The 26,182-nt window shown below is 44.1% G+C and carries 20 protein-coding genes, 1 tRNA gene and 1 pseudogene; 12 read left to right on the forward strand and 10 right to left on the reverse strand.

Features of this window, described 5'->3' with window-relative positions; translation table 11 throughout:
- Positions 1 to 20: 20 nt before the first annotated feature.
- Positions 21 to 638: a bifunctional phosphoserine phosphatase/homoserine phosphotransferase ThrH gene (thrH, locus tag VXP95_RS11580; protein WP_004646225.1), complete on the forward strand. Its 618-nt coding sequence runs from the start codon at positions 21 to 23 to the stop codon at positions 636 to 638.
- A gap of 72 nt (positions 639 to 710) precedes the next feature.
- Here the strand turns inward: thrH and VXP95_RS11585 are convergent, their stop codons facing one another.
- Together VXP95_RS11585 and VXP95_RS11590 are read right to left on the reverse strand one after the other, a co-directional pair.
- Entirely contained in the window at positions 711 to 1,892 is a 1,182-nt protein-coding gene (locus VXP95_RS11585; protein WP_416681743.1) for an OmpP1/FadL family transporter, read from the reverse strand.
- Between the two features lie 314 nt (positions 1,893 to 2,206).
- On the reverse strand, positions 2,207 to 3,496 hold the full coding sequence (locus tag VXP95_RS11590) for an OmpP1/FadL family transporter (protein WP_416681741.1): 1,290 nt from the start codon (positions 3,494 to 3,496) through the stop codon (positions 2,207 to 2,209).
- 1,082 nt (positions 3,497 to 4,578) lie between these two features.
- Between VXP95_RS11590 and VXP95_RS11595 the strand changes: the two genes are divergently transcribed.
- The 4 genes from VXP95_RS11595 to VXP95_RS11610 all read left to right on the forward strand — a co-directional run bounded on the left by VXP95_RS11595 (position 4,579) and on the right by VXP95_RS11610 (position 10,995).
- Positions 4,579 to 5,928: an efflux transporter outer membrane subunit gene (locus VXP95_RS11595; protein WP_416712086.1), complete on the forward strand. Its 1,350-nt coding sequence runs from the start codon at positions 4,579 to 4,581 to the stop codon at positions 5,926 to 5,928.
- Positions 5,929 to 6,051: 123 nt separating this feature from the next.
- Positions 6,052 to 7,113, forward strand: coding sequence for an HlyD family secretion protein (locus tag VXP95_RS11600; protein WP_416705149.1), 1,062 nt, complete (start codon positions 6,052 to 6,054; stop codon positions 7,111 to 7,113).
- Positions 7,110 to 9,866 (forward strand): ribosome-associated ATPase/putative transporter RbbA, encoded by a 2,757-nt coding sequence (rbbA, locus tag VXP95_RS11605; protein ID WP_416712066.1) that lies wholly within the window; start codon positions 7,110 to 7,112, stop codon positions 9,864 to 9,866. Before VXP95_RS11600 ends, rbbA begins: the two co-directional genes overlap by 4 nt.
- A 1-nt stretch (position 9,867) precedes the next feature.
- The gene (locus VXP95_RS11610) at positions 9,868 to 10,995 is read left to right on the forward strand and encodes an ABC transporter permease (protein ID WP_064095703.1); all 1,128 of its coding nucleotides are present in this window, start codon (positions 9,868 to 9,870) and stop codon (positions 10,993 to 10,995) included.
- 205 nt (positions 10,996 to 11,200) lie between these two features.
- Here VXP95_RS11610 and VXP95_RS11615 read toward each other — a convergent pair.
- Positions 11,201 to 11,276, reverse strand: a tRNA-Arg gene (locus VXP95_RS11615).
- Between the two features lie 90 nt (positions 11,277 to 11,366).
- A complete protein-coding gene (locus VXP95_RS11620; protein WP_064095702.1) occupies positions 11,367 to 12,719 on the reverse strand; it encodes an amino acid permease in 1,353 nt (450 codons plus the stop codon).
- A gap of 332 nt (positions 12,720 to 13,051) precedes the next feature.
- Between VXP95_RS11620 and prpF the strand changes: the two genes are divergently transcribed.
- Together prpF and VXP95_RS11630 are read left to right on the forward strand one after the other, a co-directional pair.
- A complete protein-coding gene (prpF, locus tag VXP95_RS11625) occupies positions 13,052 to 14,242 on the forward strand; it encodes a 2-methylaconitate cis-trans isomerase PrpF (protein ID WP_064095701.1) in 1,191 nt (396 codons plus the stop codon).
- 224 nt (positions 14,243 to 14,466) lie between these two features.
- Positions 14,467 to 15,375: a polyprenyl synthetase family protein gene (locus VXP95_RS11630; protein ID WP_416705153.1), complete on the forward strand. Its 909-nt coding sequence runs from the start codon at positions 14,467 to 14,469 to the stop codon at positions 15,373 to 15,375.
- A gap of 82 nt (positions 15,376 to 15,457) precedes the next feature.
- Here VXP95_RS11630 and putP read toward each other — a convergent pair whose 3' ends face one another.
- The 3 genes from putP to VXP95_RS11645 form a co-directional block, all read right to left on the reverse strand.
- The gene (gene putP, locus VXP95_RS11635) at positions 15,458 to 16,948 is read right to left on the reverse strand and encodes a sodium/proline symporter PutP (RefSeq protein WP_416712067.1); all 1,491 of its coding nucleotides are present in this window, start codon (positions 16,946 to 16,948) and stop codon (positions 15,458 to 15,460) included.
- Positions 16,949 to 17,161: 213 nt separating this feature from the next.
- Positions 17,162 to 18,016, reverse strand: coding sequence for an SPFH domain-containing protein (locus tag VXP95_RS11640; protein ID WP_416705155.1), 855 nt, complete (start codon positions 18,014 to 18,016; stop codon positions 17,162 to 17,164).
- Between the two features lie 12 nt (positions 18,017 to 18,028).
- Positions 18,029 to 18,502, reverse strand: a complete 474-nt coding sequence (locus tag VXP95_RS11645; RefSeq protein WP_064095698.1) for an NfeD family protein — start codon at positions 18,500 to 18,502, stop codon at positions 18,029 to 18,031.
- A gap of 374 nt (positions 18,503 to 18,876) precedes the next feature.
- Between VXP95_RS11645 and VXP95_RS11650 the strand changes: the two genes are divergently transcribed.
- Positions 18,877 to 18,939 carry a hypothetical protein gene (locus VXP95_RS11650; protein WP_404793942.1) on the forward strand — a complete coding sequence of 21 codons (63 nt, stop codon included), beginning with the start codon at positions 18,877 to 18,879 and terminating at the stop codon, positions 18,937 to 18,939.
- A 1-nt stretch (position 18,940) separates the two neighbouring features.
- Here the strand turns inward: VXP95_RS11650 and VXP95_RS11655 are convergent.
- A pseudogene (locus VXP95_RS11655) lies at positions 18,941 to 19,522 on the reverse strand (patatin-like phospholipase family protein); the annotation flags it as partial.
- Positions 19,523 to 19,584: 62 nt separating this feature from the next.
- A complete protein-coding gene (locus VXP95_RS11660) occupies positions 19,585 to 20,214 on the reverse strand; it encodes a 1-acyl-sn-glycerol-3-phosphate acyltransferase (protein WP_144725472.1) in 630 nt (209 codons plus the stop codon).
- Positions 20,215 to 20,351: 137 nt separating this feature from the next.
- Here VXP95_RS11660 and VXP95_RS11665 point away from each other — a divergent pair, with 137 nt between their 5' ends.
- The 3 genes from VXP95_RS11665 to VXP95_RS11675 all read left to right on the forward strand — a co-directional run bounded on the left by VXP95_RS11665 (position 20,352) and on the right by VXP95_RS11675 (position 24,225).
- Complete coding sequence (locus VXP95_RS11665; protein WP_416712069.1) at positions 20,352 to 21,590, forward strand: MFS transporter; 1,239 nt, start codon at positions 20,352 to 20,354, stop codon at positions 21,588 to 21,590.
- Between the two features lie 359 nt (positions 21,591 to 21,949).
- The gene (locus tag VXP95_RS11670; RefSeq protein ID WP_416712071.1) at positions 21,950 to 23,248 is read left to right on the forward strand and encodes a DcaP family trimeric outer membrane transporter; all 1,299 of its coding nucleotides are present in this window, start codon (positions 21,950 to 21,952) and stop codon (positions 23,246 to 23,248) included.
- Between the two features lie 275 nt (positions 23,249 to 23,523).
- The gene (locus tag VXP95_RS11675) at positions 23,524 to 24,225 is read left to right on the forward strand and encodes an HAD family hydrolase (RefSeq protein ID WP_416712073.1); all 702 of its coding nucleotides are present in this window, start codon (positions 23,524 to 23,526) and stop codon (positions 24,223 to 24,225) included.
- Here VXP95_RS11675 and VXP95_RS11680 read toward each other — a convergent pair.
- Positions 24,222 to 24,899 carry a DUF421 domain-containing protein gene (locus VXP95_RS11680; RefSeq protein ID WP_416705159.1) on the reverse strand — a complete coding sequence of 226 codons (678 nt, stop codon included), beginning with the start codon at positions 24,897 to 24,899 and terminating at the stop codon, positions 24,222 to 24,224. The two genes, VXP95_RS11675 and VXP95_RS11680, sit on opposite strands and share 4 nt — an antisense overlap.
- A gap of 483 nt (positions 24,900 to 25,382) precedes the next feature.
- Between VXP95_RS11680 and VXP95_RS11685 the strand changes: the two genes are divergently transcribed.
- Entirely contained in the window at positions 25,383 to 26,069 is a 687-nt protein-coding gene (locus VXP95_RS11685) for a carbonic anhydrase (protein ID WP_064101579.1), read from the forward strand.
- The last annotated feature ends 113 nt before the right edge of the window (positions 26,070 to 26,182 follow it).

Genomic DNA, 26,182 nt, shown 5'->3' on the forward strand with positions numbered 1-26,182 from the left:
ACAACTCAGAGGGGATGTTCATGGAAGTCGTATGTCTAGATTTAGAAGGCGTGTTGGTTCCAGAAATCTGGATTAACTTTGCAAAAAAAACCGGTATTAAAGAGCTTGAAGCGACGACTCGTGACATTCCTGACTATGATGTACTGATGACTCAACGTCTGAATATTTTAAAACAGCACGGTTTAGGCTTGAACGATATTCAGGAAGTGATTGCAGAAATGGGTCCTTTTCCAGGAGCAAAAGAATTTGTGAAATGGGTGAGCACACATTTTCAATTGATTATTCTTTCAGATACCTTCTATGAATTTGCACATCCACTGATGAAACAACTGGATTGGCCAACTATTTTCTGCCATAAACTGGAAACAGATGAAGCAGGAATGATCTCTGCTTATAAACTTCGTCAGCCGGACCAAAAACGTCAAGCCGTAAAAGCATTACATGGCTTGAACTTCCGTGTGATTGCAGCAGGAGATTCTTATAACGATACCACGATGCTAGGTGAAGCAGATCATGGTTTCTTATTTGACGCACCTGAAAACGTTATTGCCGAATTTCCGCAATTCCCGCCAATTCGTGGTTATGATGCCTTGAAAGAAGCGATTCGTAATGCATCTGTCCGTGATATTCCAGCTTAAGACTTAAGATTTTAAGTTAACCGAAATAAAGAAAAAGCGCTTATAGCGCTCTTTCTTTATCGAATCCAGTAATTAAAAGCGATAGCCGATCTTCATGCCATAACCTAGAGCATGGTTATCTTCAAATTCACCTACTACATTGCCTCCAGTTTGTGCGTGTGCATCACCAAGCCAGAAATACTTCACACCGGCTTGAATGAAATAGTTTTCAGCAGGGCTATACTGACCACCCACGCCTACACTCCAGTAACCTTCAGTTGGTCCAAGTGTAGTGACCGGGTTGCCGGCACCAGAATCATAGCCAACAGCAGCAGTACCTGACCATTTATTGTTGAATTTATGACCTAAACCAACAGTTGCTGACCACTGGTCATCTGAGTAGTCAATTAGATTCTGACGCGTGCCATTAGGGTTCTTGATAATTGAGATATCCCCTAATAGTGTTGGTTTAACTGCAAATTCACTCCAATGTACCCAGCGCATATTAACAAAGGCTAAAGTATTTTGAGCTATCCCTGTCTGTAAGTCGATATTTACAGATTGAGGAGTAGTTGCATTTACTGCATCTGTACGATGAGATTCAATACCATTTGGGAGATGCGGTAACATTCCGCTTGGCACTGTGATTTTTGATGATTGTATAGCAGTTGCATTGTGGCTAATTTCAGAGCGATAAGCCACAGAAGCTTTTAATGCGATTTCAGGAATTTGATAGGCAAAACCAGCGAGCCAACCCCATGCTTCTTTTTGTTCGACTTTGATGTTGTAGCCTGTATTGCCATATGCAGCACCACGTAAATGGATATCTGCTTCTACGGTTTGCCAGACTGGACCAGCAAAAAAGTTCCAGTTTTTATTAGGTTGGTAGCCGATCAATGCTGTTAAGTTATTTGTATCTACCTCTACAGAAGTACCTTCAACTCCATCTGTGAAAACGCTTGCAGCTGTTGAGTAGATGGCATCTGCACCATAAGGCTGATCATATAGGAGACCGACAGATATTTGATCTGTTGCTTGGACTTTGATTGCTGCAGATGGAAAATAATAATCTTCACCCATGTCATCGACATTATTTTTTAATACATCCTTACCTTTTACCGTTGGATCTAAAACAGAAATACCTGCTTCTGCATAATTACCAGGTTGTAAAAAAGCATGAATTGACTGACCAGAACGATCTAGGCCAGCTGCTTGAACTGCTGAGAGGGAGAAAGTGCTAAGTAAAATAGCTGAAGAAATTTTAGTGAGCTTCATGGTACGGTCCCTGATGCCATCTGTAACAAAAATGTGCAGGAAAAGTAACATAAATTTAAAAAGAGTAAATACTCAGGTTCGCATGAGAAATGAACTAGAGCGGTTAAATATAGGGATTGCTTAGAGTATTTATACTAGAATTTTAAGATTAAATAGATGAAAAATAACAAAATAAAAAAGATAAAAATTTCTATAGAAATGAAAGTGAGTAAAATATTGATTGGCGGTAAAATAAACAAATGCTATGCAAATGTATAAAATTAGGATTCAAACATAAAAAACCACCCGAAAGTGGTTTTTTATTTTATGAGAACTTAGAACCGGTAACCCATTTTCAAGCCATAAGCAATTGCGTCATTGTCTTTAAAGCTACCTACATTTGGATTTGCTACAGTCAGAGCATCAGCATCGCCCAGCCAGAAATATTTCATTCCGCCTGCAATGAAATAGTTTGGAGCAGGAGAGAACTGAACCCCTACACCCACATTCCAGTAACCTTCTGTTGGACCAAGTGTTGTAACAGGATTACCTGCACCAGAGTCCCAGCCTACAGAGACATTACCTGCCCATTTTGCATTGAATTTACGGCCTACGCCCGCTGTAGCAGACCATTGATCTTCATTATATTCAACAAGATTCCCACCCTCTAACGAGGTCAAGAGAGCTTTAGTTGGAGCTAATGCTGGTAAAGCAGGAAGAGCATTTCCCGCAGCAGCAAGTTGATCTAAAGCTTGGCCGAATTGAGTTGGTCGAATTGCGAATCCATCCCAATTTACCCATCGAACATTTAAGAAGGCAACCGTGTCAGCCATGATCCCTGATTGTAGGTCTAGGTTAACAGATTGAGGAGTAGTAACATCAGTTTTGCCAGGAGCATAAGCAAATAATTGAGTAGGTAATACTCCAGGAATGCCGAAGCCTGGTACTACTGTATTAACATTCTCTCTTGAAGCAAGTTGGTGTTCGATTTCTGAACGGTAAGTCAAAGATGCTTTCAAGGCAATTTCAGGAATTTGGTAAGCCAGACCTGCTAACCAGCCTGTACCACCATCTTTTTTCATGGTGGCATCATATCCAGTTAATAATCCATAAGCGGTACCACGTAAAGATACATTACCTTTAGCTTCTTGATAAACTGGGCCTGCATAAATATTCCAGTTTTCAGTTGGCTGGAAACCAAACACGAAACTTAAATTTTCTGTCGTCACTTCAGCCCGGGTGCCATCATTACCTGTAGGATTAAAGGCAACAGAGCGGTCTTTATAGTCTGCTTCAGCACCAAATGGCTGATCAAAAATAAGACCAAAAGAAAAGTTGTCTGTTAACTGGAGCTTCAACGCAGCTGATACAGAATGATAATCACCCGCCATATCACCTGTTGCCTTATTGGTACCTACACCTAGTGTAGGTGAGTTTAGGGATGGTGCGTTAGAAGTGGTACCAGATACAGAAGGATCTAATACAGTAATACCCGCTTCAAAGTAATTACCTGGCTGTAAAAACGCTGCGATAGATTGCCCCGAACGATCCATTGCAGCAGCAAATGCACCTGTCATAGGTACAGTCGCGAGAATCATTGCAGTAGTTAATGTCTTTAATTTCATTTACGTCTTTCCTTGAGGTACAAATTTATATCTAGCGTTGTTGTTTGCACTTAAATTTAATTCTTTGGAGAGTTTGGTTACTAAACCGCAATCATTTGTTACTCCATGTGCCAAAAATACCACAAATAAAATAAGAGTAAATGCTCTAGTTTGAATAGACAGTTCAAAAAAACATCAAAATAGAGTAAAAGTACTAATTAGTGGCTTTAATTTAAAATTTAAGTGATTGAAATTATTATTTTTAATTACAGATAAATTGATTCTTAAAAAAATTAAATTTAATGAAAGATTGCACAACTAATTTGTTAATTAATTCGCATATTTCTACCCTTGTGTTCCGCTCAGTTTGAGCGAGAACGACAAAATTCTGTTACATGAGCGTTACATATACGCACCTCCAAAATGTATGAAGAAGAGTGTTTAAGATAGATAAAGTAGCTCATTAGGGTGAAATTTATATAATATATTTATTAGAATCAAAGGAATACTTGGACTAATTAATTGATTTTTTCAGGGGTAACAGTGCGATAGGGTACCTTAAATCTTCTACCATGAAAGCCAGTTTCAATTTGTTACTACATTAGATGCGTGAATACAGAGAGGGATATGTGCAGCTTAGACTGAACCGTGTATTGTGTAGAAATACACGATTGCACTAGGCAAACACACGTTGCAGATTGCAGAAAGTCTTGCCCATATAATGATGGTTAGAAGTTAGATATTTAATCCTTGAAATAAGGAGACGAAATGGCCTGATTCAGAAGTCAGGTTTTAAGCCTGTAACAGGTTAAAAGAATAATATAAAAACTAAATAAAATAAATACTTAGTGCATAATATCGGATAAGTCCTGATATCAGGTCATGATGCTGACTAGAAATTCAAAAGAATTAAAAGCAATGTGACCGGGTAGGCGAACGATATCGCCACCTTTTTCTGATGACTTAAGCAGATATTTATCTCAGACAGTCATGCATATTTTTAGAAAAGGCTCAGCTGACAGGAGGGTCAATTGTTGAAACTGAATATTTTTTGCAGATTTTATCTACATAGCAGTCTGGCGATACTTCCCATTTTAGCTCTATTGACAGGCTGTCAGAATACAGCCCCTTTGATCAAACCAGAGCCTGTCTTGCCAGCACACTATCCATTTCAGCAGGGCGGTACATATCATGCTTTGCCGTGGTCTGATTATGTCGGTGATCCTACTTTAGTGAGAATTGCCCGTCTTGCCCTGACCTATAATTATGACCTGAAAATTGCAGCACTCCGGATTCGTGAAGCCCAGGCTGCCTACGGTATTCAGCGTTCAGAATTGTGGCCGAGTATATTGGGAAGCAGTAGTTATGAACGCAGCAGGGTACCAGCAGATTTATCTCCTGTGGGCCGTGCTGTAACCACAGAACAGTATACGGTAGGTGTGGGAATAAGCCAGTGGGAACTGGATTTGTGGGGACGTATACGCAGCCTGAATGAAGCAGCATTACAGCAGTTTTTTGCTTCTGAATATAATCAGTTGGCGGTACGAAACAGTATTATTCAGCAGTCGATTCAGACCTATCTGACCCTGGCTGAACTAGAAAAACGGATTTATTATGCCGAAGGTTCTGTGCAAAATTATGAAAAATCTGTACGTATCTTTAAACGGCGTTACGAGGTTGGGGCAGGTTCAAAAGTAGAATATATGCAGGCACAAACCTTGCTCAGTAATGGCCGGGCGTTGCTAACCCAGCTGCAAAATGTCCAGGATATGACAGCCAATTATTTGATCCAGTTGATAGGCCAGCCTGTAGAAGTCCCAAGATTAGGCCTGGATCAGCTGAATTTTAAGCCAACTATATTACAGACTGGACTTCCGTCGGAGTTACTGCTGAACCGGCCAGATATTCGGGCTGCTGAAGCTTTACTGTATTCCCAGCATGCCAATATCCAGGCTGCCCGTGCTGCGTTTTTTCCGCGTATTGCGCTCACGGGTAGTTTTGGAACAGCCAGTACAGAACTGGAGGGTCTGTTCAAATCCGGTAGTTCAGTATGGTCGATTGCTCCCAGTATCACTTTGCCCATATTTACCGCAGGTCAGTTAAAAAATAATGTCATCTTGGCGGAGGTGAGACAGGATATTGCTGTGGCTGACTATGAAAAAACTGTACAGAATGCCTTCCGGGAAGTGGCTGATGCTTTGGTTGATCAGCGCTATTTAAGCCAGCAACTGCAAATACAGGATCAGGGACTGGCTGCTTTTCGGGAAACAGCACGACTGGCACAGTTACGCTATGATAATGGTGCTGTGGGTTATCTCGATGTGCTAGATGCACAGCGAAGTTTGCTGACGGCAGAACAGCAGTGGATTGAAACCCAAAGTGCCTTAATGCAGTCTTATATTTCCCTGTATTTTGCACTGGGCGGTGATAGCAGACTGGTACAGCCAGGTTAAATTTATTTGTTGAATACACTTATTATAAATTGAACAAAATAAAAGAATTAATGTTTTGATTTTACTAAAAATTATAAAAAGGGTGAGTGATAGCCCGATTGAATATGTTGAGTAATCAGATCCATGAATATAAAAAAAATATCTATTGTGGGAGCAGTCGTTGTCGCCATCTTGGTGGGCTACCTGATCTGGAAAAACATGAATCAGCCTGATACCGATGGGTTGGTCAGTGGGAATGGACGGATTGAGGCGACTGAAGTCAATATTTCCAGTAAGTTCGCTGGCCAGTTAGAAGAAATTCTGGTGCGGGAAGGAGATTTTGTCGAGCCGGGGCAGATTCTGGCGCGAATAAAAGTTTCTACCCTTGAAGCTCAACTGCGCGAAATTCAAGCCCAACAGCGTCAGGCTGAAGATGGTATTGCGACCGCTGAAGCGCAACTGGCAATGCGTAAAAGTGAAAAATCAGCCGCCGAAGCGATGGTGCTGCAACGTGAAACAGAACTTATTGCAGCAAAAAACCGTCTGGCACGGACGGAAATTCTAGCCAAGGAAGGCGCATCTTCCAGGCAGCAGCTGGATGATGAGAGGGCAGATGCCAAGCGTGTAGCAGCAGTACTCAGCGCAGCCCAGGCGCAAGTGGACAGCGCTGAAGGAGCTATCGTGGCCGCACGCAGCCAGGTTTCGAGTGCACAATCTCAGGTCGATGCTATCAAAGCAACCATTGAACGGATCAATTTCGATATTGAGGATGCCCAGCTTAAGGCACCCTTGAAGGCGCGGGTGCAGTTCCTGGTCGCACAACCAGGCGAAATGATTGCTGCGGGAGGACGGGTCATGAACCTGATTGATCTGTCCGATGTCTATATGACGTTTTTCCTGCCGGAAACCGTGGCTGGCCGTATCGCAATCGGTACTGAAGTCCGGATTGTGCTGGATGTGGCCAAAAATCTGGTAATTCCTGCTCGGGTGTCTTTTGTTGCCGACACGGCCCAGTTCACTCCAAAAACCGTAGAGACTGAAAGTGAACGCCAGAAATTAATGTTCCGTGTCAAGGCGAAAATTGATCCTGAATTGCTGAGAAAACATATCCAGCAAGTCAAAACCGGTCTTCCGGGCGTGGCCTATATCAAACTTGATTCCAATCTGCCCTGGCCGGCGTTCTTAAGAAATCAGGTTAAATCATGATGCCGCAATTTGTTGCCGGAGCGGCAGTTGCCGAAATCCAGCAGGTCAGCCTGAAATATGGCAAGACCCAGGCTTTACAGGACATTTCCCTGTCGCTTCCTGCGGGCTGCATGATTGGACTGATCGGACCGGATGGCGTGGGGAAATCCAGTTTGCTGGCTTTACTGGCCGGTGCCAAGGTCGTTCAGGCGGGCCGCCTGATCGTGCTTGGTGGAGATATTGCTGACCCGAAACATCGCAGAAAAGTTTGTCCGCATATTGCCTACATGCCTCAAGGTCTGGGCAGCAACCTGTCCAAAAACCTATCTGTTGAGGAAAACCTGCAGTTTGTTGCCCGATTGTTTGGGCATAGTCGTACAGAAAGTCGTAAACGCATTGATGATCTGACTAAAAGTACAGGACTATTTGAATTTCTCGATCGGCCGGCAGGAAAATTGTCCGGAGGCATGAAACAGAAACTCGGATTGTGCTGCTCCCTGATTCATGATCCGGATTTTCTGATTCTGGATGAGCCCACCACGGGAGTCGATCCCTTGGCACGGGCACAGTTCTGGGAGCTGATTAACCGTATCCGCCAGGTTCGTCCCCAGATGAGTGTGATTGTCGCTACTGCCTACATGGATGAAGCCCAAGGTTTCGACTGGCTGGCGATGATGGATGAAGGCAAAATCCTGAAAACCGGAACTCCGCAAGAACTGTTGACGCAGACGGAGAGTAACAGTCTGGAAGATGCTTATATCAAGCTATTACCGGAAGAAAAGAAACAGGGCTATACCCCTGTAGTGATTCCACCTTTACCAGATTACGATTCGGATGGCTATGCGCTGGAAGCGAAGGATCTGACAGTCAGGTTTGGTGATTTTACCGCTGTAGATCACGTCAATTTCCAGATTCGGCAGGGTGAAATCTTCGGTTTTCTGGGATCGAATGGCTGTGGTAAAACCACCACCATGAAAGTACTGACCGGATTGCTCGAAGCTTCGGAAGGGCAAGCCTGGCTATTTGGCCAGCCAGTGGAAGGCAGTAATATTGAGACCCGCCGCCGTGTTGGTTATATGTCACAGTCATTCTCTCTTTATAGTGAACTTACTATTACCCAAAATCTGGTACTTCACGCAAAATTGTTTCATGTGCCGGCTGAACAGATTGACACACGGGTACAGCAGATGTTGCAGCGTTTTGACTTGGCTGAAGTGAAAAACAAGCTGCCTGATGACTTGCCGCTGGGTATTCGTCAGCGTCTGTCTCTTGCTGTGGCACTGGTACATAACCCGGAAATCCTGATTCTGGATGAACCGACTTCGGGGGTAGACCCGATTGCTCGTGACAATTTCTGGCGTTTTTTAATCTCCTTGTCTCGTAAGGACGGGGTTACCATCTTTATTTCAACGCATTTTATGAATGAAGCACAGCGCTGTGACCGAATTTCCCTGATGCATGCCGGCCGGGTTCTGGACAGTGCTGCACCCGCACAGTTGATCAAAAATAGGCAGGCTGCCACTCTGGAAGAAGCATTTATTGGCTACCTAATGGATGCTGGAGCAGCCAGCCAGACGCCACCTGAACAGGAGCTAGAAGGCAGTATTTCCAATGACCAGACAGTGAAAGAAGAAACCAGGATATCCAGCCGATTTAGCCTGCAACGGATGCTTAGCTATGCTTGGCGTGAATCGTTGGAGCTGGCACGTGATCCGATACGTGCCACCATGGCGCTGGTCGGGTCGATTATCCTGCTGTTTGTGATGGGGTATGGAATCACCATGGACGTAGATAATCTGACCTTTGCAGTACTGGATCGTGACCAGAGTGGTCTTAGCCAGAATTACAGCATGAGCATTGCGGGTTCACGTTATTTTGTTGAAAAGCCACCGCTGCAAAATTATGAGGATCTGGATCAACGCATGCGAAGTGGCGATATCTCTTTGGCCATCGAGATTCCACCTGATTTTGCCCGGGATGTTAATCGCGGAGAAGAGGTTAAGATTGGCGCCTGGATTGATGGTGCCATGCCACAGCGTGCTGAAACAGTGAAGGGCTATGTACAGGGAATTCATACTCACTGGTTGATGCAGCAGGAACTAGAGCGAAGTGGATATAAAACCTCGAGTACCGTAAATATAGAAACCCGATTCCGCTACAATCCCGACATCAAGAGCCTGCCTGCAATCGCGCCGGCTGTATTTCCCATATTAATTTTATTGATCCCTGCCATGCTGACAGCACTGTCTGTGGTGCGGGAAAAAGAGCTCGGTTCAATTGTGAATCTGTATGTGACTCCGGTGACCCGCAGTGAATTTTTGATTGGCAAGCAAATTCCTTATGTAGTTCTGGCCATGCTGAACTATTTCCTGATGTGCCTGATCATTGTGGCGATATTCGATGTGCCGATCAAGGGCAGTTTCATGACGCTGACCCTGGCATCCTTCCTGTTTATTATTTTTTCTACCGGCTTGGGACTGCTGGCATCTTCATTGACCAAAAGCCAGATTGCCTCGATGTTTCTGGTGTTGATCGGTACGCTTATACCTGCGGTACAGTTCGCCGGTATTATCAATCCTGTTTCCTCTCTGGAAGGTTTTGGTCGCTGGTTTGGTGAAATCTATCCTACTACGCATATGGTGAATATCAGCCGCGGGGTATTTAACAAGGCATTGAGCTTTAATGCACTGCATCAGGATTTTTGGGTGATTCTGCTGTCAGTCCCTGTGATTATGGGTGCAGCAATTCTTGCCCTGAAGAAACAGGAGTCCTAGCATGGTCAGCCAGAAAATAAAGAATATCTATCTGCTCGGTTGCAAGGAACTGTGGAGTCTATGGCGTGATCCGGTCATGCTGATTCTGATTGTCTATACTTTTACCGTCGCCGTCTATACGGCTGCAACCGCTATGCCTGACAGTCTGAATATGGCACCCATCGCAATTGTGGATGAAGATCATTCAACCTTGTCGGAGCGGATAAGCTCGGCTTTTTATCCTCCCTACTTTCTGCCCCAGACGACTGAACTGAATCATATGGATGCCGGAATGGATGCCGGAGAATTTACCTTCGCCCTGAATATTCCGGTCAATTTTCAGGAAGATATACTGGCAGGGAGAGAGGCAACGATTCAGGTCAATGTTGATGCCACTCGGATGACTCAGGCCATGGTCGGGGCGGGTTATATTCAGCAGATTATACTGTCCGAAGTCAATGAATACGTTTTGCGTCACCGTGAAATAAGCACCCTGCCAGTAGAACTGGAAATGCGGGCACGTTTTAACCCTGTGCTTGACCAGAAATGGTTTGGGAGTGTGATGCAAATCATCAATAACGTGGCAATGCTGTCCATTATTCTAACTGGTGCAGCTTTAATCCGTGAACGTGAACACGGTACGATAGAACATCTGATGGTCATGCCGGTCACCGTATTTGAAATTATGATGTCCAAAGTCTGGTCGATGAGCCTGGTGGTTTTGCTTGCAGCATTTTTAGGTTTGAAACTGGTGGTACAGATCATCTTGAAGGTACCGATAGAGGGGAATCTGTGGCTGTTCTTTTTCGGAGCATTATTGACCTTATTCGCGACTACTTCGATGGGCATTTATTTGGCGACCATGTCCAAGTCAATGCCGCAATTTGGCCTTTTGATGATGTTGACTCTGATCCCGATGCAAATGCTGTCTGGTGGAATGACGCCACGTGAAAGTATGCCTGAAGTACTGCAAAATGTGATGCTGATTGCTCCGACCACACACTTTGTCGAACTTGCTCAGGCCATTTTGTATAGAAATGCCGGGCTGAGTGTGGTCTGGCCGGCATTTCTCTGGCTCATTGGCATTGGCACGGTATTTTTCTATGTAGCATGGAAACGCTTTAAGGACACTATTCATACCATGGCTTAGCCATACATCGAATATATCATATCTTGAAAAAGTATCTGGGGGCTATGGGCAAGCGGATATTGTATAGGGAGGGCAGACCAGTGGACTTGTCTTGCTTAATTGTACTCTAAACCAATAGCACTGACTCTGGGCGTACTTGATAGAGCAGTGTCGGGGAAGGCCATTCTATAAAAATAACGGGCCAATCTAAAAAAATGAAAATAAATGGTACGCCCTGCGGGACTCGAACCCACGTCGGTCGCTTAGGAGGCAACTGCTCTATCCAGTTAAGCTAAGGGCGCAAAAGAAGGCTAATGTACTGCAAAAAACACAAAAAAAAAGTTATTGCCGAAGCAATAACTTTAAAAATCAGGAATAAGAAGATTTTTCCGTTATTTTTTTGAATGCAGCAGTTTAAATACGATATACATCACCACGATCCAGACAGGAATCATATAGACAGATTCCTGAAAGCCTTGTGTCCACATGATGTACAGGATGGTGGCGATAAAGGCCAATACTAGTATATTGCTTGCAGGGGACCAGAGCGCCGGGAATTTGGTTACGATGCCCTGTTTCTTCATAGTCTGGATAAACTTGAGATGGGTCAGACTGATCATGGCCCAGTTAAGTACAAGTGCACCGACTACAATATAAATTAGGTGGCTTAAGGCATCTTCAGGTACGAAGTAATTAAGCAGTACACAGCCAAAAATCAGTACAGCAGAGAATAATACGGCAGGAATCGGCGTACCTTGTTTATTCACTTTCATGAATACTTTAGGTGCGTTTCCTTGCTGAGCCAGACCATACAACATACGGCTGTTGGCATACATACCACTGTTATACACAGACAGCGCTGCAGTCAGGATAATAAAGTTAAGCAGATGTGCCGCCCAGTCGATACCCAGCTGGCTGAAAATCATCACGAACGGGCTTTTGTCCAGACCACCGAGCTCCAGCTGGTTCCAAGGCACCAAAGACAACAGAATGGTCAGTGCACCGACATAGAAAATAAGAATACGGAACACGACCTGATTAATGGCTTTCGGAATGGTTTTTTCCGGATTTTCAGCTTCTGCTGCAGCCATACCGATCAGTTCGATACCACCAAAAGCAAACATCAGGAAGGCCAGCATATAGAACAGACCTTCAAAACCATTCGGGAAGAAACCACCCGCGGTCCAGAGGTTGCTAAAAGAGGCACCTGAAGAAGCATCAGCTGTCAGGATCAGATACAAGCCAAAGACAATCATCGAGATAACCGCAGTTACTTTAATGATAGATAGCCAGAATTCCGATTCACCGTAGAATTTCACATTGCCGAGGTTGACCAGTGTAATCACGATAAAGAAAAACAGTACCGATGCCCAGGCTGGAATATGAGGCCACCAGTAGTTGATATATTTCGCAACAGCGGTGAGTTCGGTCATGGCCACCAGGATATACAAAATCCAGTAGTTCCAGCCCGCAAGGAAACCGGGGAATTTGCCCCAGTATTTATAAGCAAAATGGCTGAATGAACCTGCGACAGGTTCATGAACAATCATCTCACCCAATTGACGCATGATTAAAAATGCAATCAAGCCACCAATGGCATAGCCCAAAATAATGGAAGGACCCGCAGATTGGATCACCTGTGCGGAACCTAAGAATAAGCCTGTGCCAATTGCGCCGCCCATGGCGATCAATTGAATATGACGGTTCTTTAAGCCACGCTGAAGTTGTGAAGACTCGTTATTCAAAGTGTTCAGCCCGACAATGGAAAATAAGTATGAAGATTGTAAAGGATGGAAGTTAAGAAACCTAGTACAAGCATTTGAATGAAATATTATTATGGTGTTTATAATAAAAAATTATAAAAAACGAATTCGAGAAACCATATATGAATCAATATATTAATTTTATTTTAATTATAACTGATGAGTTTTCTGTTTTTTTGCCCCGATACAAATGCCGGTTTTTTATACTTAGGTCGGAACACTGCACTCACTTGGCCTGAAACTGATTATACTCTTGGTACAAATATTCAATAAGCACTACCACAACAAAGACAATTCAAAGGATGAAATAAGTCATGAGTTCTGCAGTCCAAATCAAGATTCCTGCGACCTATATGCGTGGAGGAACCAGCAAAGGTATTTTCTTTAAGCTGGATGATCTGCCTGCACAAGCACAACAGGCTGGCCGGATTCGTGATCAGCTTTTGCTACGTGTGATTGGTAGCCCAGACCCTTATGGGAAGCAGATCGATGGCATGGGGGGCGCCAGTTCCAGTACCAGTAAAACGGTCATCCTGTCGAAAAGCCAGCAAGCCGATCATGATGTCGATTATTTATTTGGTCAGGTTTCAATTGAGCGTCCTTATATCGACTGGAGCGGCAACTGTGGCAATCTGACTGCGGCAGTTGGGGCATTCGCCATTTCCAACGGGCTGGTCGATGCCGAACGTATTCCTGAAAACGGGTTGTGTAAGGTACGCATCTGGCAGGCCAATATTCAGAAAACCATTATTGCGCATGTGCCGATACAGAGTGGACAGGTACAGGAATTGGGTGATTTCGAACTGGATGGCGTCACCTTTCCTGCAGCCGAAGTGCAGATCGAGTTTCTGGACCCTGCCGATGATGATGCAGAAGGCGGTTCCATGTTTCCGACAGGCAATCTGGTCGATACATTGGAAGTCCCCAATATTGGCAGTTTCGAAGTGACGATGATTAATGCCGGTATTCCAACCGTATTTTTGAATGCTGGAGATCTCGGTTATAAGGGCACCGAACTTCAGGATCAGATTAATAATGATGTAGCAGCCCTGGCAAAATTTGAAACGATTCGTGCCTATGCTGCGAAGAAAATGGGGCTGATTCAGGATATTGCAGAAGCAGTTACCCGACAACATACCCCGAAAATTGCATTTATTGCCCCATCTAAAACTTATACTTCGTCCAGTGGCAAGACGGTCACCGAATCGGATACCGATATTCTGGTTCGTGCCTTGTCTATGGGTAAACTCCATCATGCCATGATGGGCACGGCTGCTGTGGCCATTGGTACGGCAGCTGCCATTCCCGGTACATTGGTAAACCGGGTCGCAGGCGGAGTAGAGCGTGAAGCGGTGCATTTCGGTCATCCTTCGGGGACTTTGAGAGTGGGTGCTCAAGCAAGTTTTGAAAATGGTGAGTGGAAAGTGAAGAAAGCGATTATGAGCCGCAGTGCCCGCGTATTGATGGAAGGCTGGGTGCGCGTACCAGAAGATGTGCTCGTTTAAAAGCCGTGCATACTTTTAGACTGAATAAAACCACCGGTTCTACGGTGGTTTTTTATGGTTTAAAATCTCTGACTTGCTTATTTGATGTTGAATGGCAAATTTCAGTAGAACAATTCGATTTATGGCTGAAAATTCAAGGCATTTCTAGGTACAATGCCTGATCAGCGTACAGGCATTTATTCGCTTGTCATTTTATTCTTCTGGACTACGTATTCGAGGCGAATGTGTCATCTATCACTGACGTATCAACCCATGCACTCACACAAGCACAACATCGCATTCAACAGGACTTATTGACCGCTCTGGAAGCCTTTGCCATTCCGGAACCTTTAAGGTCGGCAGTCCATCATGCTGTGATGCTAGGTGGCAAGCGGGTACGTCCAGCGCTATGCTATGCCACCGCTGCATTAAAATCCAACCAGAATAGTGCTGCAGTGCGCCGTGCAGCGGTTGCGATCGAGTTTATTCACTGCTATTCACTGGCCCATGATGATCTGCCGTGTATGGACAATGATTTGTTGCGCCGTGGCCAGCCAACCTGTCATGTGGCTTATGGAGAAGATACCGCGCTTTTGGCAGGTGATATCCTGCAGTCTATGGCTTTCGAAATCTTGGGTAGCCGTCTGTTTGATCAGGGGCCAGCGGTAGAGCCTTCCATTGTATTGAAACAGATGCAGATTCTGGCGACAGCCTCTTCGAAAATGGTGAATGGTCAGGTTTTAGATTTACAGTCTGAAGGCAAAAAAATCGATCAGCAGGCACTGGAAACCATCCATCGCAATAAAACCGGTGCTTTGATTAGTGCTGCGATCATGATGGCGGCGGTGACAATCTTTGAAGGTACCGATCTGGCCATTCCTAAATTACGTGAGTTTGGACAGGCGATTGGTCTGGCCTTCCAGGTACAGGATGATATTCTGGATATTATTTCCGATACCGAAGTCTTGGGGAAAACTGCAGGTAAAGATGAACAGGTTGAAAAATCAACCTATCCGGCATTGATGGGTCTGGAGCAGGCCAAAGCCTATGCCCAGCAATTACACGATCAAGCCCTAACGGCGCTTGCCCATTTTGAAGGTCAGGCGGAAGAGTTGATGCAAATTACCCGGTTCCTGCTCATGCGAAAAAGCTGATTGGAACATATTTTTCTTCTCAGGTATAAGAACATTCCATAAAAAAGAGGACTTGAAGTCCTCTTTTCTAGTTGTTACAGAATTATTTGCTTTCGTTGTACAGGCGTTCAGCTTCTTCAAAACGGTCAGTCACTTCTGCTGTTGGCGCTTTGCCCATCAGGCTCACCACCACAATCGCCAGCATTGAACAGATAAAGCCAGGAACGATTTCATACAGGCCAGTGTCTGCAAACAGGTTTTTCCAGAAAATAACCACGACTGCACCTATGATCATCCCTGCTAAAGCACCATTTAAGGTCATGCGTTTCCAGAACAGTGACAGGATAATCAGCGGACCAAAGGCGGCACCAAAACCTGCCCATGCATAAGCCACCAGACCAAGTACTTTGGATTCAGGATTACCTGCCATCCAGATTGCCAGCAAGGCAATTAGCAGTACCATCAAACGGCCAACCCAGACCAGTTCTTTTTGCGAGGCATTTTTTCGCAGGAAAGACTTATAGAAATCTTCAGTCAGGGTACTTGAGCAGACCAAGAGCTGACAGCTTAAAGTACTCATTACTGCGGCAAGAATGGCAGCAAGCACCACACCTGCAATCCATGGGTTAAACAGGATTTTGGTCAGTTCCATAAATACTGTTTCAGGATTGGCATTCACTGCAGCTGCCAGTTCTGGATGCTGCTGGAAATAGGCGATCCCGAAGAAGCCGGCTGCCACCGCACCACCCAGACATAGAATCATCCAGGTCATGCCAATGCGGCGTGCATTTGGAATCGACTTGACCGAATCTGCTGCCATGAAGCGCACCAGAATATGCGGCTGGCCAAAGTAACCCAGACCCCAGGCGAGCAGGGAAATAATCGCAACAAAGCTCAGATCACCCAGAATATTCATTGCTTGAGGACGAGCAGCTTCCAGTGCCAAAGTCACCTGGGACATATCTGAAAATGCCATCAAGGTCACGATTGGCGTCAGCAACAGGGCGAAAATCATCAGACCTGCCTGAATGGTATCGGTCCAGCTCACCGCCAGGAAGCCACCAATAAACACATAGCTGATGGTGGCAATGGCACTGATCCAAAGCGCAGTGCTGTAAGACAGGCCAAACATGCTTTCGAACAGACGAGCGCCTGCAACCATGCCGGAAGCACAGTAAATCGCAAAGAAAATCAGAATGACGAATGCAGAAACTACACGCAGGATTTTTTTCTGGTCATTGAAGCGATTCGAGAAATAATCCGGCAGGGTCAGGGCATTATGCTGGACTTCGGTATGTACGCGTAAACGGCCAGCGACCAGCAGCCAGTTGAGCCAGGCACCAATAATCAGACCGATGGCAATCCACATTTCAGACAGGCCGGAAAGATAAATTGCACCGGGCAGACCCATCAGTAGCCAGCCACTCATGTCGGAAGCCCCTGCAGAAAGTGCAGTTACGAAACTCCCTAAACGTCGGCCCCCTAAGATGTAATCGGAAAAGTTGCTTGTTGCACGATAAGCGATCAGGCCAATCACCACCATGGCGACAATATAAAAAAGAAAGGTAATTAAGGTTGGATTTAGGGAGCTCATACGGTATCCATTTTTAAGTTGGACAGTAGATCGAAATAAGGACTGTGACAGATGCGAGAAACTTTAATCCGAAAGTCAGGCAACATCGAATCCAGGAGATTTCAAAAATAAACGCGAAATTTAACCATAAATTCACAATCTTTGCTGAGATTTTCTTATTTTCAAGAGAAATAGGCAACCAATTGGCTGCCTATTATGAAGCATTTATTAAATCTAGTTATGACGTCCCATCACACCACGAATGGTATTCAGCACATCAGCAGGCAGTACCACAGTCTTGGCATTTGGCGATTTGGCCATATCTTGCATGGCTTTAATATACTGTTCACCCAGTAAATAGGCGACCGGAATTTCATTATCACCAATGGCGGAAGTCACCATGTCAATTGCACGTTGTGAAGATTCAGCCAGTACCACTTGCGCTTCGGCATCACGACGAGAGGCTTCCAGACGGCCGTCCGCTTCCAGAATTGCGGCCTGTTTTTCACCGTCAGCTTTAGTCACTGTTGCACGACGCTGACGTTCAGCAGCGGCCTGTTCTTCCATCGCGGTCTGCATGGTGATAGAAGGTTTAATATCCTGAATTTCTACAGTTTTTAAGGTAATACCCCAGTCCGAGATGTCATCGGAAATACTGGATTTTAAGCGTGCCTTGATATGGTCACGTGAAGACAAGGCATCATCCAGATCCATTTCACCGACAATCGAACGCAGTGAGGTCTGTACCAGGTTCTGAATCGCCCAAGAATAGTTTTCAATCCCGTACACGGCTTTTTCCGGTGTGGTCAGGTTGATATAGGCCACGGCATTCATCAGCAGAACCGCGTTATCACGGGTAATCACTTCCTGTGAAGGAATATCCAGAACGATATCTTTGGTTGTGACTTTATAGGCAACTTCATCTACATAGGGAATGACAAAATTCAGGCCAGGATTTAGCGTGGTATGGTATTTGCCCAGACGCTGTACGATCCATTTGTAGCCTTGCGGCACAATCCGCACCCCTTTAAAAATGGTAATTGCCACAAAGGCCAGAAACGCGATAACAATGATAGAACCACCAGACATAGCTTATTCACCTTATTGATTTTGATAATGTGTGCTGTGAGGTTGTACGACCAGGTCGTTTCCAAGAATATCCACGACGCGAACACGGTCACCGACCTGAACTGGGTCCAGAGTTCGGCATTCCCATTCATCAGAGCCTAAAACTGGCATTGGAAAGCGTACCCGGATTTGCCCATGATCCAGATTGATCTGAATCACCATACCAATCTGGCCAATCGTCGCCTCACGCGACAGACCCGCTTTAGTCTTGTCGGTGGAAAGCGGTTTGATAAACTTGAACCAGAGCAGCGTACACAGTACAGAAAGTATGATCCAGGTCAGGATCTGGGTGGTCAGTCCCATCATCGGGAACATCCAGTACAGGACACCAACCATGACGGCACCAATCCCGAACCAAAGGGCAGCAAATGCGGGCAGCAGTAATTCTGACAGGATCAGAAGGATGCCTAATACAAACCAGTGCCAAGGTTCAAGAACTAATTCCATATCGTGACCTATATCGCTAAGTATTTAATTAATCATCATCTTTATATGATTGATCTTCAATGTAGCAGATGCGGCCGCAGATGAATATAAAAAAATCGTGCATCAAAATTTAGCCTGACGCGGCGGTTTAAGTGCTGCAGGAGACTGCTTGAAATCAGTAATTGCTTTTTCAATGGCACGAATTTTCAGCTGGGCTGCTTTTTCACCTTCCAGAATGGTCGCATTGCTGGCTTTCAGGTCTAAAGTACCGATATGGCCGACTTTGGGCTGGATCACCACATTGGCCTGACTCAGTTCCTCATGAATGCTTTGCTGTCCCATAATATTCAGGGTCTGATCCAGTACACCCCACATGTTCAGGGCTTTATTGCCATCTGGACGGGCAGAAATATCCACAGCAATCACAATATCAGCTCCCATATCTTTGGCGGTCTTGACCGGAATCGGACTGACCAGGCCGCCGTCGACATATTTGGTGCCGCCAATCACGGCAGGCACAAACACATTCGGAATACTGCAGGACGCGCGAACTGCCTGGCCGGCATTGCCTTTAATAAAATCTGCCTTGCGGCCATTGTCCAGACGAGTGGCAACAGCAGCAAAGCGAATCGGGAACTGCTCAATCGGTTTGTTCGCTACATTCTTGTTGACGAAATCCTGCAATTTTTGTCCGGCAATAATCCCTTGCCGATTCAAGGTTAAATCGCGGATATCCGACTCTTTAAAATTCAGGGCAATCTGCTGTAACTGATAAGGGGATTTGCCGCTAGCATACAGGCTGCCGACAAAACTGCCGGCACTGGTACCGGTAACGATTTTCGGTTTAATGCCATGTGATTCGAGCACTTTAATCACCCCAATATGGGCAAAACCTTTGGCACCGCCACCACCGAGAGCAAGTGCGACGACGGGTTCGCGGGCTTTGATAGGCGTGGTAGTGGTGGGTGTTTTAGTGGCTTTGTCACAGGCTGCAAGACTTAAACCAAGACAGCCAATCAAGGCATAATGGGCTAACTTCATTATAAAACTGGTGATTAAATCAACAAAATTCAGGCTATCACATCAAAAAAAGCCGTATTTGCCTAGTCTTTTTTCAAAAGCTTTTGTAACGGCTTGGCTACCCACTCTGGATTTTTGGCCGAGAATTTTCCTTCATAATACTGATAAATCTTTTCCAGATCATATTCATAGTCACCGGTCAGATGGTATATACCCAAGATGTGAATAGTCTTGATGTCATAGTCAAAGGAAAACATCACAATCGGCAAATGCGCCGCTTTGGCAATATGATAAAAACCACTGCGGATTTTTTCAGGACCCTTGCGTGAGCCTTCTGGTGCCATACCGACCCAGATTTGAGATGATTTTTCAATAATCTCGACAATCTGTCGGGTATGACCTTGTGGACTATCCCGCACGACTGGAACGACCCCAATCCATTCCAGAACCGGCTTGAGGGGAGTGCGAAATAGGCTATCTTTACCAAAAATCGTAATCTGAATACCGAGACCGAGCAGGGCGTTAAAACCGAGCCAGGCATCAATATTTGAAGTATGCGGAGAAATAATGGCCACAGCTTTGGGCAAATCGGGAAATTCTCCTTCCAGACGCCAGCCCTGAGCCAAGAAAAGTTGCCTGAAAAAAGTCCGGCTCAGTTTGCTGCCACGAGCCGGGACATGCGGCGGTAACCGGGGGAAACGTGTCTGGGTCATTACTTCTGTCTCTTCCTGAAACTAATTTTTCTTTATTTTTGATTATATTAGACTGTTGTAAAATCCGGATCATTGGCAAAATGTATGGCATCTTAAATGCCGTTAATGCATTTTCACCTTAAGGACTTGGCCTGCATATGCGGAATATCTATATCTTACTGTTTTCGCTGTATTGGGCACAGGGGCTTCCGGTCGGATTTATGACGCATGCCTTGCCGGTCATTCTGCGGGCTGAAGGGGTATCACTGGCGCATATCGGGGGCTTTGGCCTGCTGATGATACCGTGGTCGATCAAAATATTCTGGGCGCCTTTAGTTGATCGGCATGGATCGAGTGCCAAAGGTCATTACCGTAGCTGGATTATTCCCTTGCAATGGCTGTCAGTTACTGTCTTGATTGGACTTTCTTTTCTACCCATTCAGGCTTTGAACCAGCCGCTATATTTACTGCTGTTTTTTATCATGCTTTTGCTGATGAATGGTATTGGCGCCACGCAGGATATTGCGACCGATGCACTGGCAGTCAATATTCTGAAAAATGAGCAGCAACACTGGGGCAATACCTTTCAGGTGATTGGTTCGCGTCTGGGATTCATTGTCGGAGGCGGGGCCATATTATGGCTGCTCGATTTGCTGCAATGGCAAAGTACTTTTCTGTTGCTGGCTGCGCTGGTTTTTCTTAATACTTTACCCATTTTACTTTTTAGAGAACCTCAGCATTCAAAAATTATCACGCCAGCTGATAAAGGACCTGCACTCAGCAATATAAAAACCTATTTTCAATACTTTTGGTCAGATTTAACCTTGGCGAGGTGGCTTCTGGTTTTACTGACCTTTAAAATCGCCGATAGTTTATCCGGGCCTTTATTAAAACCGTTAATGGTAGATCTCGGGCTGAGCTTTAGCCAGATTGGCCTTTATGTCACCATGTTAGGTGCATTTGCGGCACTGATTGGGGCCGGATTGGCTGGCTGGTGTCTGAAATACTGGTCACATAGCCGGAGTTTACTGATTTTCTCTGTTCTGAAAGTCATGACTTTAATGGCTTACGCCTGGCTGGCTGCCCAGTATGAAATCCAAAATAAAGTAGAAAACTGGATCATTTATCTGATTAATGCCGCCGAAGATATGATCTCTGCCATGCTTTTGGTGGTCATGCTGACCTTGGTCATGCAATACAGTCGCAAGCATCTGGCCGGTACTGATTTTACCTTTCAGGTAGCGCTGATGGCCACAGTGAGTGGTGGGTTATATAGTCTGAGTGGGATATTCGGAGATTATTGGGGGTATGCACAGTATTTAACATATATTGTATGGATCAGTGTGTTTTTATTATGGCCTATCGTATTTTGGGGTAGAACACAACAAGACTCCTGATCATTGCAACGCATCAATTAAAGCCGTATTAAAAACAATCAAATTATTTTAAAAGTGTCGTTAATACATATTTTAGCTAAAAGTATGAGATAAAAATGATTTCAAACTGAGTCTAAAATTGTTAAATTTCTGATGTTTTTATACGGCTTATTATGTAGGTATAGTAAAAAATCATAAATCCAGTAAAATCATGTAACATGATAAGGATGGTTTTTAACTATGCACATTGTTCGTGAGTGATCTCGCGAGATAATAAAATAAGTCAATTTATAATTATAGATATTCCACATGCTTTAGATTTTAGTGGGAATCAGTGAGCTTTCAAAGCCAATGAACGTTTGTTCAATATGGAGAATTTAATGAATCAAGTTTTAACACGAAAGTTTTTAGTTAAGGGATTAGCAGTCGCAGTAACAACCTTGATGATGGGGACGGTTGCACATGCTGAAACACAAGAGCAAAAAGAAATTAAGCAGCTGCGTCAAGAAGTTGAAGCACTAAAAGCATTAGTAACACAGCAGCAACAAGTTCAGCAAAATCAAGCCGTGCAGATTGAACAAGTTAAAGCAGCACCACAACCATCAGCACCGAAAGCACTAAGTACAAAATCAGATACTGAAGTGAAGCTATATGGTTTCGTTCGTGGTGATGCTAACTATATCATTGAAGGTTCAGCAGGCGACTTCTCTGACGTTGCTAAAACCAATGGTCAAACCAGAGACAAGTTAGTTGCAACCGCAAAAACAACACGATTGGGTTTAGATTTTAAAACCAGTGTTAACGGTGCAGAGGTTGGCGGTAAACTTGAAAGTGATTTTGCAGGTACTAACGATTCATTCCGTATACGTCAAGCATATTTAACCTATGAAAATTGGTTGATTGGTCAAACCCAATCTAACTTCTTGTCAAATCATGCACCGTTTATGATTGACTTCAGCACCAACGTCGGTGGTGGTACTACCCGTCTACCAATGGTTCGTTATGGTTTTGATTTGACACCAGCAACGCAATTGTTCTTGGCGGCAGAAAAGCCAAACTCAAGTGCTGCACAGACTGAATTAAATGCCCAAGGCCAAAGAGTAAGTGTTGAACACATCAAATCAAGCGTACCAACATTGACCGCTAAATTGGCACACAACTTTGATGACAAAAAAGGTAATGCGTCTGCGCGTGCTTTAGTTGAAGTTTACAAAGATGAAGACATCAATAAGCGTAAAGCAGGTTGGGGTCTAGCAGCAGGTACAACGTATCAAGTAATTGATCCTTTAAAAGCGACGCTAGATGTCAGCTATACCAAAGGTGTAAACGGTATTTTGTATGGTACCAATGCCAATGCTGCATTCGTAGATGATGAAGGTAACCGTAATATTGAACAAAATGAAATTTGGGCGGTACAAACGGGCTTAACGTACAGCATTTTATCTAACTTAAAAACATCACTTGGTTATGGTGCATTGTTTGCTGATAAAGACTCAGACTATGCAGACCTCAATCCTACTGCAAACAAAGAGGTACAACAAGCTTGGTTAAACTTGGTGTATTCACCAGTTAAACCGCTTGAGTTTGGTGTTGAGTATGTCAACGGTGAGCGTAAAACCTTTAATAATGAAAAATTCAAAGATAACCGTATTGGTTTAATGAGCAAATATAGCTTCTAATTGATGATGTGAAGCTAAATAAAAAAAATCCCACCATTTGGTGGGATTTTTTTATCAATACCTTGGGAGAAGGTTGTTTTTAATTAAAGCATAGGGATTTTTGTACAGGCTTAAAATACAAATTCTAATCGAGAGTTTTATTTTCCTATCAAAAAGCGGTACGTCAGCATCACTTTTTATGCTTAAAACAACAAAACTTAGCAATTTTAGGTTTAATCTACCCAGTTTCGGGCTGTTACCATGACTGAAAGTTTCAACATTTTGATTTGAACATTATGATGATCCAAGCCGTTTTATTTGACCTTGACAATACCTTGACCCACCGTGATCTGACTGCACAGACCTATAGCCGTTATCTGGCAGAATATTATGCTCCAGCATTGGCACAGGTCGATTCAGATAAAATTATCGAGATTGTAAGACGCATTGATAATGGCGGTTATCCTAAAAAGGAACTGCTGACGCATGGCAGTATTGGTGCTTCGGCTGCCCATGCCTTATTGCAGGAACTCAGCTGGTTAAATCCTCCGAGCATAGAGGAACTGGCCCAGTTCTGGTTTAGCCAGTTTGGCCGTTTCGCTGTGGAAATGCCACAAGCAACACAAGTATTAACGCAGCTGAAAGATCAGGGTTATCAGCTAGCCATTGTTTCCAATGGCGGACATGACACCCGTTTGAATACGATTCGGGGTTTGGGTATTGAACCTTATTTTGATGAAATTATCAGTTCAGGACTGGTGGGCTTTAACAAACCACAGCCGGAAATATTCCAGATCACCGCAGAGCGTTTAGGCGTGCAATCTGCACAATGCCTGTATATTGGAGATCATCCGGTCAATGATGTACAGGGAGCAAAAAACGCAGGGATGAATGCCTTATGGATGCAGGGCTTTCATGCCGATGCCGAACATATTCAGCATAAAATTCAGCATCTGCCGGAAATTTTTGCCCATTTGCAGTTATTAAATCGCGCTTAAGTTACTCTCAAACAGTCAAGTGTTTCGGACCATTGCGTAGAGTCGCAGCGCGGGCATTGCTGGTCGGCACTCGAAAGAGTTTGTACCTGTCCACAGTAAATACAGGCATATAACTGTTTGGCCTTGGCCTGTTTGACAATAGAACAGCTCTTAGGAAAAAGAGGAAGACCGGGCCTTACTTCATCATCGCTAAATAATAACACACTGAATTTACCGTCAGTTTCCAGTAAACCTGTACGGACCTGACCGAGATGCTCAACACCTTGCTGGCGCATTTCGGCAAAGAATTCATCATGCGACATTTTACCTTTTTTAATCTCTTCAACGACCAACAGTCCATCTTCTACAATATAAATGGGTTTACCTTCCAGTAAGTCTTCAAACCACTGATATTTCATCATGAGCCAAGTGGTCAGACGATACATGATAATAATGACCGACATCACCAGAACCGCCTGAATCAGGGGAATATCTTCGGTAAACATCGGGTCACCGGCAATCGAACCCAAGCTCAAAATGATAGCGACTTCGAAGATGGAAAGTTGCCGTACCCCGCGTTTTCCGGTCAGGCGCAGAAACAGGATAATCATCGTGTACATCAGGGCACAACGCAGCAAAATTTCTGCGGTAAACGCCCAGGTGGTGTCATGTATAAATATCGTGGCCCAGTCCATTTAGATTCTTGATCCTCATTTTGCTCTTTGGCTCGAGTCTAGCAATATCAGTATTTTATTTGCTGCTGTGATTGTGTAAGTTTATGAATAAAAATAGATTCTATTTAAAAAAGAAGCTTGAGCTTAATAATCCAGCTATTGAATATAATAAAAATAAGATAGATATTTCATGTAAAAAATGCATAAAAAATCAGCAAATCAACTTTGAAGAAGATCACATTCTTTTTTGGCTATTTTTAAATCTATAAAAGTATTATCCATTTGAAATTTATCAATATAAATTCAGAATAACTTATTTTGAATATCTAAGAGTGTTTAGAAATTTGTAAGCAAATCACTTCATTTCTATAAAAATCTGTAGTTTGTAGCCTGAAAAAATAGAGTGATTACACTACTTTAATAAACTGTTTTTAAATTAGAAATTTGATTTTGATTTCCACCAAGGGACGTATTGTGAAAAAAATATTCACACTTTTAACGGTTATGGGTTTAAGTACAGCGGTCTGGGCAGATGCGGATTGGGATTATACTCAGCCTGAGCAATGGTCGACTTTGAGCCAGAAATATTCGGCCTGTAATGGTCTGAACCAGGCACCAATCAATATTGAGCGAACAGTGAAAGCAGAACTGGAACCGCTCAAGTTTAGCTATAACACCATGATCCATGCGATCGAAAATAAAGGTCATACTGTTCAGGTGGATTTTGCACAAGGTGGTGAATTGCAACTGGATGGCGATACCTTTGTGCTAAAACAGTTTCATTTGCATAGCCCGAGTGAAAACCTGATTAAAGGCAAAAGCTATCCACTAGAAATCCACTTTGTCCATGCCAATGCCAAAGATGAGCTGGCTGTCGTGGGGATGATGTTTGAACAGGGACAGGAAAGCCAGATGCTCAAACATATGTGGAACCGCTTACCGAAAAAGCAGGGCGAGAAAGTGATTTTGAAAACCCCACAAGCGGTGAATCAGATGTTGCCTAAGAATCTGGATTATTATCGCTTTAGCGGCTCGCTGACCACACCGCCGTGTTCGGAAGGCGTACGCTGGCTAATTCTGAAAGATATTCAGCAGGCTTCTGCCAAGCAGATTTCGGAATTTGCCAAATTGATGGGACATCCGAACAACCGTCCGGTGCAGTCATTGAATGGCCGTGTAGTGCTGGAATAATCAATATGAGAGCGAAAAAGCAGATTTTGGTCTGCTTTTTTTAATTCTGATACAAATTTCGAAAGGGCATACTGAAAAGGACTTTGTGACGAAAGCTGAAAGATTTAAGATAG

The sequence above is a fragment of the Acinetobacter sp. 226 genome (assembly GCF_048147925.1).
Taxonomy (GTDB): Bacteria; Pseudomonadota; Gammaproteobacteria; order Pseudomonadales; family Moraxellaceae; genus Acinetobacter; species Acinetobacter pecorum.

Bases quoted from the DNA above. Each gene is read 5' to 3' on its own strand.
- thrH (WP_004646225.1), top strand. From the start codon at position 21: ATGGAAGTCGTATGTCTAGATTTAGAAGGCGTGTTGGTTCCAGAAATC.
- VXP95_RS11585 (WP_416681743.1), bottom strand. From the start codon at position 1,892: ATGAAGCTCACTAAAATTTCTTCAGCTATTTTACTTAGCACTTTCTCC.
- VXP95_RS11590 (WP_416681741.1), bottom strand. From the start codon at position 3,496: ATGAAATTAAAGACATTAACTACTGCAATGATTCTCGCGACTGTACCT.
- VXP95_RS11600 (WP_416705149.1), top strand. From the start codon at position 6,052: ATGAATATAAAAAAAATATCTATTGTGGGAGCAGTCGTTGTCGCCATC.
- rbbA (WP_416712066.1), top strand. From the start codon at position 7,110: ATGATGCCGCAATTTGTTGCCGGAGCGGCAGTTGCCGAAATCCAGCAG.
- VXP95_RS11610 (WP_064095703.1), top strand. From the start codon at position 9,868: ATGGTCAGCCAGAAAATAAAGAATATCTATCTGCTCGGTTGCAAGGAA.
- prpF (WP_064095701.1), top strand. From the start codon at position 13,052: ATGAGTTCTGCAGTCCAAATCAAGATTCCTGCGACCTATATGCGTGGA.
- putP (WP_416712067.1), bottom strand. From the start codon at position 16,948: ATGAGCTCCCTAAATCCAACCTTAATTACCTTTCTTTTTTATATTGTC.
- VXP95_RS11640 (WP_416705155.1), bottom strand. From the start codon at position 18,016: ATGTCTGGTGGTTCTATCATTGTTATCGCGTTTCTGGCCTTTGTGGCA.
- VXP95_RS11645 (WP_064095698.1), bottom strand. From the start codon at position 18,502: ATGGAATTAGTTCTTGAACCTTGGCACTGGTTTGTATTAGGCATCCTT.
- VXP95_RS11660 (WP_144725472.1), bottom strand. From the start codon at position 20,214: ATGACCCAGACACGTTTCCCCCGGTTACCGCCGCATGTCCCGGCTCGT.
- VXP95_RS11665 (WP_416712069.1), top strand. From the start codon at position 20,352: ATGCGGAATATCTATATCTTACTGTTTTCGCTGTATTGGGCACAGGGG.
- VXP95_RS11670 (WP_416712071.1), top strand. From the start codon at position 21,950: ATGAATCAAGTTTTAACACGAAAGTTTTTAGTTAAGGGATTAGCAGTC.
- VXP95_RS11675 (WP_416712073.1), top strand. From the start codon at position 23,524: ATGATGATCCAAGCCGTTTTATTTGACCTTGACAATACCTTGACCCAC.
- VXP95_RS11680 (WP_416705159.1), bottom strand. From the start codon at position 24,899: ATGGACTGGGCCACGATATTTATACATGACACCACCTGGGCGTTTACC.
- VXP95_RS11685 (WP_064101579.1), top strand. From the start codon at position 25,383: ATGGGTTTAAGTACAGCGGTCTGGGCAGATGCGGATTGGGATTATACT.